This window comes from Facklamia sp. P12937 (assembly GCF_050409505.1).
In the GTDB taxonomy this organism is placed as follows: domain Bacteria; phylum Bacillota; class Bacilli; order Lactobacillales; family Aerococcaceae; genus Facklamia.
Window position 1 is genome coordinate 1 of record NZ_JBNUPI010000002.1, and the last position, 12,072, is coordinate 12,072.

The window sequence follows — 12,072 nt, forward strand, 5'->3', positions numbered from 1 at the left end:
ATTTTTAGACATAAAAGGACCCCCAAAAGTTAGTTTTTAACTCGAACTTTTGGGGTCAACTCATAAGAATAGTTTTGAGTTAGTTTTTAATTTGTAGAACAAACTCCATACTTTTTAATAAAGTAGTAAAGAGCTCCAATTCTTCCAGCTTCATTACTATACTTTGCAGCTAGGATAGCTTTAGGCAGAAAAATATTATTTTCAATTTTTGCAGCCAATTTTTCTAAAATAATTGGTAACAATATTTTATGTTGATTCATAATACCGCCTCCTAAAACAATGTACTCTGGATTTATCAAATAAATAATTGGAAGTAATCCTTCTGAAAAGTTTTCAGCAAACCAGTTAATTGTTTCGATTGCGGCTGGATGATTAGTTTTATAGGCTTCAAAAATTATTTTTCCATTAGTATTACTTTCTCCAGTGAGCTGTTCAAAGTATTGACACATAGCAGTCGTCGATGCTACATCTTGAAATCTTTTACCATTAACAGGTAAGTAACCAACTTCGCCGGCAGAAAAACCTTCTCCATGATACAATTGACCATTAAGGATTAAAGCCCCGCCAACACCCGTGCCAATAGTCAAACAAACTAATGAACTATTGCATGCAAAAGCTCCAATTGAAAATTCAGCAAAAGCTGCCGCATTGACATCATTTAGAACAACACAAGGTAAATCAAAGTAATGGTTAATGGCTTGCTTAAAATCAGTTCCTACATAGTCAGGAATTGTATAACCTGCATAAACTATCTTTCCTTGTTCAGGATCGACTACCCCTGCTGAAGAAATAGCAACACCCTCTAATTTTTTGTTGATTTGCTTAAGACTTTTAATCGTTTCACCAACTAAATTTAAAACATATTCCATAATATGATTTGATTTTTTTAAGGAATCTATCGGTGTTTCCTCTTCTTTAAAATAATTAAAAGAATGCCCCTTCTCATCATAAACATCACTTTTTATCGTTGTACCGCCAATATCAATCGCTAGTATATGCATTTTTTCACTTCCTCTTATACAAAATTACAGTGATAGAAATAATATATCTTATTCTATTTTTAGAGTAGTCATCATTTAATGGCCTTATTACTAATTATTCATTTTTTCCCTTACCTACCACCTTAAAAATAGGGAAAAGACGCTTAGCCCTTTCCCTACTTAAAATGTTACACATTTTATATTTCCCCTTAAAAACAGCTTTTTTAATTGTTTCTATCTGGTCAACAATTTTGAACATCTTCACGATCAAAAACTAAGATTTGTCCAGGCTGAATGATTCATTCCGATAATGGTTGAGCGTGAGGTTTTTGCCAGCCATCCTTTTCTACATAATCTTTTCATTGAACATTTCCATTAAAGTTATGCCAAATTTTTTCCTGACCTTTAGTAGGAACAAATACATCAAGATAGCTAGGATAACTTTGCCAAACTCTATGGTCATCTGTCGTAATCTCCTATTCTAAGATATTAAAATAAAAGTCATCGGAAATCATATGGGGCCAAGCTGGCAATCACTTAAGTCATTATTTTCTTTTAAAAGTTAATGACTCTTAGTATAGCTTCTCGCTTGATTTGATCTATTTGATTTAAATCATAAAGTTTCATTAATGTCTTACCAACCAGTCATTATTCGCTTTAATCTCAGAAATATCATAGACAGTGGTGAATTTTGGAGCAGTCGATGTCTCATCTTTAACCATTATCGATACAAGATAACCGACAATTAAAGATACGCCTATTGAAATAAGCGAATAAACCCAAATGCTTACCTTTTCTGCAGGAAGACCGTATTTAATGAAAATCATTACTAAACTTGAAACAATTAGTGCAGCATAAGCACCAATTTTGTTAGCTTTTTTAGAGAATACCCCTAGCATAAAGACTCCACCTAGAACCCCTAAAACGAGTCCCATGAATCCATTAAACCATTCATAGGCTGATTTAATATCAGAGTGTGCAAGAATAATTGAGATAATAATGGAGAAAATTCCAACGCCTAAAGAAATCCAACGCGCAATTTGAGTTCGTTTGGCGTCATCTAAATTCTTAGAAATCACCTCTTGTATGTCCAATGTCCATGAGGTAGCGACAGAGTTCAAACCTGTAGATAGAGTTGATTGACTGGCAGCAAAAATAGCTGCTAAAAGAACACCGGTAATACCAACTGGTAAACGATAGGCTATATAGTAAGTAAACACTTGATCTTGAGCTACTAAAGCGCCAGGATCACTCGGATTTTGTAATTGATAATAAGCGAATAATCCCGTCCCAATAAGATAAAACATAGTCGCAATAAAAATAGATAAGACACCATTGGTAAACATCATTTTATTCGATTTTTTAATATCTTGAGTGGTAGTGAACCGTTGCACGATATCCTGACTTGAAATATAAGATGACAGTGTATTAAAGCCAGCGCCAACAACTAGTAAAAAGATAGAAGATTTTAAAAGGTTCGGATCAAAAATCGGTTCGTGAGGGGCAATAAATTTGTCTTTAGCTAACAAATTCATGATTGGTTGGAAACCGCCGTCTAAGTCCTTGACTAAAAAGCCTAGAGTCACAGCAACACCTACTAACAAAACAGATCCTTGAATAAAATCGGTCCATAAAACTGATTTAATCCCACCAGTATAAGAATAAATAATCGCAATTACACCCATTACCACAATTAGCCAATTGACTGAGATTCCAGTTAATGTGGCTAAAGCAGCAGAGGGTAGATACATAATAATAGACATACGACCAATTTGATAGATAATGAACAAAATAGCACCGATTGCTCGCAAAAGTCTAGAGTTAAACCGTTGCTCTAAATAATCATAAGCAGTATCAATATCCATTCTGGCATAAATAGGCAGGAAAAATTTTATAGCAAAAGGAATTGCAATAATCATCCCTAATTGCGCAAACCACAATAACCAAGTTCCCTTATAGGAGTTACCTGCTAAAGTCATGAAAGAAATCGGACTTAACAAGGTTGCGAAAATAGAAACCGAAGTTACATACCAAGGGATTGAGCCATCTCCTTTGAAAAACTCTTTACCAATCATATCTTTCTTAGAAAACAGTAATCCAGCAAACAAAACAGCTACTAAATAAATAACTAAAATAATAAAATCGATTGTTGTAAAGCCTTCTTGTGCCATAGTTAAACTCCTTTTCAATTTCACATGCTTAGTGAAGCATAACGCTATATAAAATATTCTTTAATTACCTAAGTCTTTTTAATTAATTATAAATAATTTTTAAAAATTCGTTCTGCTTCTTCTTTTTGGTCGGCTGTCATCGAAGCCATCGGTTTACGACTTAAAAACTCCCCTTTATTCGCACCCTGTAATTGTAAAATACTTTTAAGAGTTGGATATAAACCGTTTGCTAGCACTGCTTCAATTAAATCATTACTCTCATTTTGTAGCTTAAGTGCTTTCTCATGGTTGCCCTCATTGACAGCTTCTAAAATGCCACGAGCTCGCAAACCATTTACGTTATATGTCGATCCGATTGCTCCATCAACATGATAGATAGCAGCTGGATAAAGCATCTCATCAAAACCTGAATAGATTAGTACATCTGGAAACGCTTTACGTAATCGTTCTAATAAGAAAAAGTCTGCAGCAGTAAACTTAACACCAACAATATTGTCTAATTCAAATAATTCCTTAAATTCTGCCATCCCCATATTAATACCTGTAAGAACTGGGATTGAATAAATAATTAAGTCATTATCAACAGCTTCTGTAATATCTTTATAATATTGTTTAACCTCAGCGAATGAAAACTTATAATAAAAAGGAGTTACTGCTGAAATTGCGTCATAATCCAAATCTGTCGCAAATTTACCGAGTTCAATTGCTTCATAAACATTGGGACCACCAACTTGTGCAATGAGTTTCACTTGGTCTTTCACTTCATCTTTAACAATTTCAAAAATTTGTTTTTTAATGGCCATATCTAATAAGAAATTTTCACCAGTTGAGCCTCCTACATATAGCCCTGCTACCTTCATATTATCAATATTATGACGGACTACTTGACGTAGCCCTGCTTCGTTAACTTTGCCCTTTGAATCAAAGGGTACCAAGAGGGCTGAGATAATACCTTTGATTTCTCTAGCTGTTTTTTTTGTCATTTTATTTCCCCCTATTAATCTATTGGTTATGAATAGCTTCGACAAATTTTTTTGTAATTAATTGAGGTCTAGTGATAGCTGAACCAACTACTACACTATATACCCCAAGCTCTAAAACGTGTCTTACTTTTTCAGGAGTATCAATATTACCTTCAGCAATAATTGGTTTGTTGATTGTTTCAACCGCTTGACGGATGAGTTGAAAATCATTGCTTTCTATCTTATCTTTCTTACTTTGTTGAGTATAACCTACCAAGGTTGTACCAATATAATCAAAACCAATTTGTTCAGCCATTTTCATTTCTTCTAAGGTTGAACAATCAGCCATCAGCTTTTGTTGGGGATACTTTTCTTTAATCTTTACCATTAAATCACTTAATGATTCTCCGTATGGCCTCGTAGATGCAGTTGCATCAATTGCTATGATTTCCGGCCTTGCTTGCATTAACTCATCCACTTCAGTCATCGTAGGTGTAATAAAAGCATCAGCCCCATCATAAACCCGTTTAATAATGCCAATAATTGGCAAATCGACTTGTTCTTTGATTGCTTTAATATCTTCAACTGAATTCGAACGAATACCTTTAGCTCCACCTTCTTTAGCAGCTAAGGCCATTCGTGACATGATAAAAGAACTGTGCAAAGGTTCATCTTCTAAAGCTTGACAAGAAACAATTAATTCCCCTTTTATTCCTTCAATCATTCAATAACCTCCTTTATCAAAGCGCTTTCTAATTTAAAATTATACACATCACTTTGTAGCATTTCAATATTTTATGAAAAGACAGTGAGTTTTCTGAAAACAAAAACTTTTATTATACTTATTTAAAAAGATTTTAATTGATTATTTATCATAAAAGTAGCTTACTTACGTTCTCTAAAAGGGATTGGTTCAAAATGAAAATTAATATTGCTTTATAGTAATAAGAAAAACCCATCTTTGAATTCTCAAAGATAGGTTTTTATGAACCGTTATTCTTTTATTCTTCATCCATTTGTAAGACAGCCATGAAAGCTTCTTGTGGAATTTCAACGTTACCGACTGATTTCATCCGCTTTTTACCTTCTTTTTGTTTTTCTAATAACTTCTTACGACGGGAGACATCCCCACCATATAATTTAGCTGTAACATCTTTTCGATAAGCCTTAATGGTTGTTCGTGCGATGATCTTATGTCCAACAGCTGCTTGGACAGGTACTTCAAACATTTGACGTGGGATAATCCCTTTTAGTTTTTCAACTAAAGCACGACCGCGATTATAGGCAAAATCTTTATGCACTATAATCGAGAAGGCATCAATGACATCAGAATTAAGTAAAACTTCTAATTTTACTAGATTAGACTCTTTATAGCCAATTAATTCGTAATCTAAGGAAGCATAGCCTTTGGTTGATGATTTCAACTTATCGAAGAAATCATACACAATTTCAGCCATTGGTAGTTCATAAATTACATTTACCCGGAAATCATCCAGATAATCCATCGTAATAAAGTTACCACGCTTGCGTTGAGATAGTTCCATTACAGCGCCCACATAATCATTTGGTACCATAATAGTCGCTTTTACATAAGGTTCAAAAATCTTATCAATCTCTGTTGGATCTGGCATTTCAGATGGGTTGTCAATCAAAAGCTCTTCCCCATCCGTCTTTTCAACACGGTAAATAACTGACGGAGCAGTGGTAATTAAATCAATATCAAATTCACGCTCAAGTCTTTCTTGAATAACATCCATATGCAGTAAACCTAAAAAGCCTGTTCGGAAACCAAAGCCTAGGGCTTGCGATGTTTCTGGTTCAAAGTGTAAAGAAGCATCATTTAATTGTAACTTTTCAAGTGCTTCCCGCAAGTCATTATAATCGGCCGAGTCAACCGGATAGAGACCGGCAAAAACCATTGGATTTAATTTGCGGTAACCATCCAAGGCCTCCTCAGCTGGATTATCCGCTAGGGTTATAGTATCTCCTACACGAGTATCTTGAATGGTCTTTATACCTGCGGTTAGATAGCCAACATCTCCTACCATCAAGAAGTCTCTTTTGAGAGGACTCGGTGAGAAAATTCCAACATCAATCACTTCAAACTCTTTACCATTACTCATTAGACGGATGGTGTCACCTGGTTTGACCATACCATTCATCACTCGAATATTTAAAACAACCCCACGATAAGCATCATAAGCAGAGTCAAAAATAAGAGCTTGTAAGGGGTCTTCTATATCTCCCATTGGTGCAGGAACTTTCTCAACTATTTGCTCTAAAATCTCATCAATACCGATGCCTGACTTGGCAGAAGCAAAAACCGCTTCTGAGGCATCGATGCCGATAATATCTTCAATTTCTTTTTGAACCCTTTCAGGATCGGCTGAAGGCAGATCGATTTTATTAATAACAGGCAATATTTCTAAATCATTATCCACTGCTAAATACACATTAGCCAAGGTTTGGGCTTCAATTCCTTGTGCTGCATCGACTACTAGAATGGCTCCTTCACAAGCAGCCAAAGATCTTGAAACCTCATAAGTAAAATCGACGTGACCAGGGGTATCGATTAAATGGAAAATATAATCAATGCCATCTTTAGCCCGATAAGTCAGTTCCACTGCATTCAATTTAATGGTAATTCCTCGTTCTCTTTCCAAGTCCATGGAATCTAACAATTGCTCTTGCATATCACGATCAGCCACTGTATGTGTTTGTTGTAAAATACGATCAGCTAGTGTGGATTTACCATGGTCAATATGCGCAATTATCGAAAAATTACGGATTCTTTCTTGTCTATTCTTCATTTCTTCTATATTCACTTGACTTCACTTCCTTTTCAAGCCTCTTATCAATAGCTAAAGTCTATCTTATCAAAAATGAGTGATTTTGAATAGTTTTCTTTCACTATGGTATTTTAATAAATGAACTACTCAATAAAATCTTTATTTATTCTTTAAAATTTCCTATCTAGAAGCTAATCAATCTTATTTTGATTCCAATTGATTTAAAACTTTTCTAAGCAAGTAAAAAGCATCAGAGCATATTGAATACCCTGATGCTAGCCTATTTTTATTCACCATGAAAAATATCACGCATCTTATTAAAGAAGCCACCTTCTTGCTCTTTAACATTAGCACCCATTTCTTTAGCTAACTGTTTAAATAATTCATGCTGTTTGTCAGTCAGTTTAGAAGGAGTAACGACTTTAACCGTTACTTGTTGATCTCCCGTATAACCTGAGCGAACACTCGGTGCTCCTTTGCCTTTTAAGCGGAAAGTGGTCCCTGTTTGTGTGCCAGCTGGAACCTTTAACTTCACCTTACCATGTACCGTTGGAACTTGGATTTCATCACCCAAGGCCGCTTGAGAGAAAGTGATGGGTAGCGTGTAATAGATTTCCGTACCATCTCGTTTAAATTCCTTACTTGGTTCAACATGGAAAACTACATAAAGGTCTCCATAAGGTCCACCATTTGAACCCGCCTCACCTTGTCCTGAAAGGCGAATTTGATTACCTTCTTCAACACCTGCTGGCACAGTCACTTTAACAGAATGACTAACGGATTCTATACCAGAACCATGACAAGTGGTACATTTTTCTTTAATTTCTTTACCTGTCCCACCGCAGACATCACATGTGGTTTGCGTCATCACACGACCAAAAGGAGAGTTTCGTTCTACCTGAATAGTCCCTGTGCCATGACACTTGTGGCAAGTAACGGGCTCAGTGCCTTCCTTGGCACCTGTTCCGTGACAGGTATGACATTCCTCATTACGATTATATTTTATGGTCGTTTCTTTACCAAAAATAGCTTCTTCAAAGGTTAAATTAATACGATATTGTAGGTCATTACCCTTACGAGGAGCATTGGCTCTTCGTCCTCCTCCAGCAGATCCACCAAAGAAAGTATCAAAGATATCTTCAAAGCCAAAGCCTGCACCACCAGAGAAGCCACCAAAACCACCACCGCCAAAGCCGGCTCCAAAGTTAGGATCCGTTGAAGCATGGCCGTATTGATCATAAGCAGCCCGCTTTTGACTATCACTTAGGACCTCATAAGCTTCTGCAACTTCTTTAAACTTTTCGTCAGCTCCTGCATCTTTATTAATATCCGGATGGTATTTTTTGGACAGTTTACGATAAGCCTTTTTAATGTCAGCATCACTGGCATCGCGAGATACACCTAAGACATCATAATAGTCTCTTTTATTTGCCATTTTGTCCCTCCTTACACATTTTAATTCTCCTGATAAAAGACAAGAGTCGAGGACTTAGCCTAGACTCTTGCTAAAGTATGTCTTAATTACTCGTCGACTTCTTCAAAGTCAGCATCGACAATATTATCATCAGAAGATGATTGAGCATCAGAGGCATCTGTTTGATTTTCTTGAGCAGCTTGAGCTTGTTGAGCAGCTTGCTCGTAAAGTTTAACGGATAGATTTTGAATCACTTCATTTAATGCATCACGTTTTGTTTTCATTTCTTCTAAATCATTTGCTTCAACAGCTGCTTTCAATTCATCACGAGCTGTTTCTGCTTTAGTCAATTCATCTTCAGAAATGTTATCATTATCTTTCAATTCATCGATAGTCTTATTAGTTGTAAAGATCATTTGATCGACTTCGTTGCGTAAATCAGCTTCTTCACGACGTTTCTTATCGGATTCAGCATTTGCCTCAGCATCTTTAACCATACGTTCGATTTCTTCATCGGATAAACCTGAAGAAGATTTTATAGTAATCGTTTGTTCTTTTTGAGTACCTAAATCTTTGGCTGAAACGTTCACAATACCGTTTTTATCAATATCAAAGGTAACTTCAATTTGTGGAATGCCACGAGGTGCTGCTGGAATATCAGTTAATTGGAAACGACCTAAAGTCTTATTATCTGCTGCCATTTCACGCTCACCTTGTAAAACGTGAACATCTACTGCTGGTTGATTGTCAGCTGCTGTAGAGAAGACTTGTGATTTAGAAGTTGGGATAGTAGTGTTACGGTCAATTAATTTAGTGAATACACCACCCATTGTTTCGATACCAAGTGATAATGGCGTAACATCTAATAGAACGATGTCTTTAACATCACCAGAGATAACGCCACCTTGGATAGCTGCACCCATAGCAACTACTTCGTCTGGGTTAACCGATTTGTTAGGATCTTTTCCAGTTTCTTTCTTAACGGCTTCTTGTACAGCAGGAATACGTGTCGATCCTCCTACCAAGATTACTTCGTCAATTTCAGATTTGCTTAAACCAGCATCTTTCAAGGCTTGACGAACTGGCCCTTTAGTTCTTTCTACTAAGTCATGCGTTAACTCATCAAATTTAGCACGAGTTAAAGTTGTTTCTAAGTGTAATGGCCCATCAGCTGTCGCTGTAATAAATGGTAAGCTGATTTGTGTAGAAGTCACACCAGAAAGATCTTTCTTAGCTTTTTCTGCAGCGTCTTTCAGGCGCTGTAAAGCCATTTTATCTTTAGAAAGGTCAATAGAGTTTTCTTTTTTAAATTCTTCAACTAAGAAGTCGATAACTTTATTATCAAAGTCATCTCCACCTAGTTTATTATCCCCTGCTGTAGATAATACATCAAATACGCCATCGCCTAATTCAAGGATTGAAACGTCAAAAGTTCCTCCCCCTAAGTCAAAGACTAGGACTTTTTCTTCAGCATCGGTTTTATCTAAACCATACGCTAAAGCTGCAGCGGTTGGCTCGTTAACAATACGTTCAACTTCTAAACCTGCAATACGTCCAGCATCTTTAGTTGCTTGACGCTGAGCATCGTTAAAATAAGCAGGAACAGTGATAACTGCTTTCTCAACCTTATCGCCTAAGTAATCTTCAGCAAATGATTTCAAGTGTTGTAAAATCATAGCTGAAATCTCTTGAGGTGTATAGCTCTTTCCACCCATTTCAGTCTTAAAGTTATCTTCTCCAATATGACGTTTGATGGAAGCTACTGTGTCAGGGTTTGTAACTGCTTGACGCTTAGCTACTTCACCCACTTGAATCTCATTATTTTTGAAAGCTACTACAGATGGAGTGGTACGGTTTCCTTCCGGGTTAGTAATAATCTTTGCTTCTCCACCTTCTAAAATGGAAACAGCAGAGTTTGTTGTACCTAAGTCAATACCTATAATTTTAGACATATAATCTACTCCTTTAAAAATTTATTTTGGTTAAAACTAAGTGCTTAATAATTAGGCGGACACAATTACCATGGCCGGGCGAATGATGCGATCATTAAGGATGTATCCTTTTTGTAGAACATTCACTACAATATCAGTGTCTTGCCCTTCAGCCGCTGGTTGGGTGGTTACCGCTTGATGATAATTTGGATCGAATGTTTCGTTTAAGGGATTGATCACTTCAATTTTTTCTTCTTTAAATGCTTGTAAGATTTGATCATACACCATTTGGATCCCTTTGTGGATTGCTTGACTCTCTTCTGAACTTGCTTTGATTTGCAAAGCGCGTTCAAGATTATCAATAGCATCTATTAATTTATTAGCTAAAGATTGAGATCGATATTTAGCAGCTTCTTGTCTTTCACGACTATTAGATCGTTGCATATTAGCAATTTCAGCCTGTAGGCGTAAATTTCGATCCTCCAAATTCTGAATACTTTCTCTTAATTCATCTTCAATGGAAGAAACTTCCTCTACTGGTGCTGCTTCAGTTTCTTCATTTACATCATTTACATCATTTACATCATTTACATCATTATTCAGACTATCCTGATTTTTTTCTGCTGAACTTTCAATGACTTCATCTTCTACTAACTTTTCTTTTTCATCGTTAAGTTCTGCAGAAGATTGCTTGTCATTCCTCTTTTTATTTTCTTCTGTCACTTGATGACCTCCTTTATTGATTAAATTCTTTTAATATCTGCTCCATAAGGACAATCATGCGTGAATAATGCATCGTCGAAGGTCCTAAGATACTTAAAGACATTTTGCTTAAGGCTTGTGTGAAGGTTCCCGTCACTAAAGATAAATGACGCATCCCTTGCGGAGCAAACTCTTGTCCGAAAAGAACTTCGATTCCATCTTGACGTTGTTCAAAGAGATCAAATAATTCATTCGATCCATCAATCAAATTGAATAATTTTTTGTATTCATTGTTGGAATAACGCTGATCCAAACAATCAAAAAGATTATTCTTGCCAGAAACAAAATAACGCGTTCCTTTAACTTGTTGAATTGACTTCTCAACTAAAGGAGAAAAATCAATCGAAGTTGACAATTGTCTTTGCATAATCATCGGAATAGTTAATTTAGTCCGCTGATAAGCATCTTCTAATGTAATACCTCGCAATTCTGAATTAAGAATTGAACGCATTTGACGTAAATCATCATCCTCAACCGGATATAAGGTTTGGAACATTTTATTTTCCACATGTCCTTGATCCGATAATAAAATAGCCATTATTTGATGGTTACTTAAAAGCACTAACTTAAAGTCAGCCACTCGATGCTCTTCATTATTCTGTCCAAAAACCAAGCAAGGTAATCCAGTTAATGAGACCAATAAATCCGCAGCAATTTTCGCCATCTTAAAATTCTCTTGTCGGCGATTTAAGAAGATTTCGCTAACTGCTTTGAGATCTGCTTCATAGGATTGCTCCCATGAATCATTCTCAATTTTAGTGATCAGACGATCTACATAATAACGATAGCCTTCATAAGAAGGTATTCTACCACTTGATGTATGTGCCTTAACCAGAAAGCCGTTTTTTTCTAAAACAACCATCTCATTACGAACAGTTGCCGGACTTATATCAAGAAAACTCTCCTTGAGTAAAGTCTTTGACCCGATTGGTGCCTCTAAATTTGCATAAAGGCGAACAATTAATTCTAAGATTTGGTGTTGTCTGGCTGTTAATATGATCAATCACCTCACATTATTAGCACTTATTCATACCGAGTGCTAACTGTCTCTATCTTACTATCC

The 12,072-nt window shown here is 36.0% G+C and carries 9 protein-coding genes; all 9 read right to left on the bottom strand.

The window, feature by feature from the left end; translation table 11 throughout:
• Window positions 1–86 precede the first annotated feature (86 nt).
• Complete coding sequence (locus ACQV2R_RS00840; protein ID WP_428891683.1) at window positions 87–1,001, bottom strand: ROK family protein; 915 nt, start codon at window positions 999–1,001, stop codon at window positions 87–89.
• A gap of 605 nt (window positions 1,002–1,606) precedes the next feature.
• Window positions 1,607–3,151 carry a sodium:solute symporter gene (locus tag ACQV2R_RS00845; RefSeq protein WP_428891684.1) on the bottom strand — a complete coding sequence of 515 codons (1,545 nt, stop codon included), beginning with the start codon at window positions 3,149–3,151 and terminating at the stop codon, window positions 1,607–1,609.
• A gap of 86 nt (window positions 3,152–3,237) precedes the next feature.
• On the bottom strand, window positions 3,238–4,134 hold the full coding sequence (locus ACQV2R_RS00850) for an N-acetylneuraminate lyase (RefSeq protein ID WP_428873954.1): 897 nt from the start codon (window positions 4,132–4,134) through the stop codon (window positions 3,238–3,240).
• Window positions 4,135–4,153: 19 nt separating this feature from the next.
• Entirely contained in the window at window positions 4,154–4,837 is a 684-nt protein-coding gene (locus ACQV2R_RS00855) for an N-acetylmannosamine-6-phosphate 2-epimerase (RefSeq protein WP_428875318.1), read from the bottom strand.
• Between the two features lie 277 nt (window positions 4,838–5,114).
• Window positions 5,115–6,938, bottom strand: coding sequence for a translation elongation factor 4 (lepA, locus tag ACQV2R_RS00860; RefSeq protein WP_428891685.1), 1,824 nt, complete (start codon window positions 6,936–6,938; stop codon window positions 5,115–5,117).
• A gap of 250 nt (window positions 6,939–7,188) precedes the next feature.
• Entirely contained in the window at window positions 7,189–8,337 is a 1,149-nt protein-coding gene (dnaJ, locus tag ACQV2R_RS00865) for a molecular chaperone DnaJ (RefSeq protein WP_428873950.1), read from the bottom strand.
• 86 nt (window positions 8,338–8,423) lie between these two features.
• On the bottom strand, window positions 8,424–10,268 hold the full coding sequence (dnaK, locus tag ACQV2R_RS00870) for a molecular chaperone DnaK (RefSeq protein WP_428875319.1): 1,845 nt from the start codon (window positions 10,266–10,268) through the stop codon (window positions 8,424–8,426).
• Window positions 10,269–10,319: 51 nt separating this feature from the next.
• On the bottom strand, window positions 10,320–10,970 hold the full coding sequence (gene grpE / locus ACQV2R_RS00875) for a nucleotide exchange factor GrpE (RefSeq protein WP_428891686.1): 651 nt from the start codon (window positions 10,968–10,970) through the stop codon (window positions 10,320–10,322).
• A gap of 13 nt (window positions 10,971–10,983) precedes the next feature.
• A complete protein-coding gene (hrcA, locus tag ACQV2R_RS00880) occupies window positions 10,984–12,012 on the bottom strand; it encodes a heat-inducible transcriptional repressor HrcA (protein ID WP_428891687.1) in 1,029 nt (342 codons plus the stop codon).
• Window positions 12,013–12,072 lie beyond the last annotated feature (60 nt).

Coding starts and splice junctions, on each gene's coding strand:
- dnaK (WP_428875319.1), bottom strand. CDS start 10,268: ATGTCTAAAATTATAGGTATTGACTTAGGTACAACAAACTCTGCTGTT.
- ACQV2R_RS00845 (WP_428891684.1), bottom strand. CDS start 3,151: ATGGCACAAGAAGGCTTTACAACAATCGATTTTATTATTTTAGTTATT.
- ACQV2R_RS00840 (WP_428891683.1), bottom strand. CDS start 1,001: ATGCATATACTAGCGATTGATATTGGCGGTACAACGATAAAAAGTGAT.
- dnaJ (WP_428873950.1), bottom strand. CDS start 8,337: ATGGCAAATAAAAGAGACTATTATGATGTCTTAGGTGTATCTCGCGAT.
- ACQV2R_RS00855 (WP_428875318.1), bottom strand. CDS start 4,837: ATGATTGAAGGAATAAAAGGGGAATTAATTGTTTCTTGTCAAGCTTTA.
- ACQV2R_RS00850 (WP_428873954.1), bottom strand. CDS start 4,134: ATGACAAAAAAAACAGCTAGAGAAATCAAAGGTATTATCTCAGCCCTC.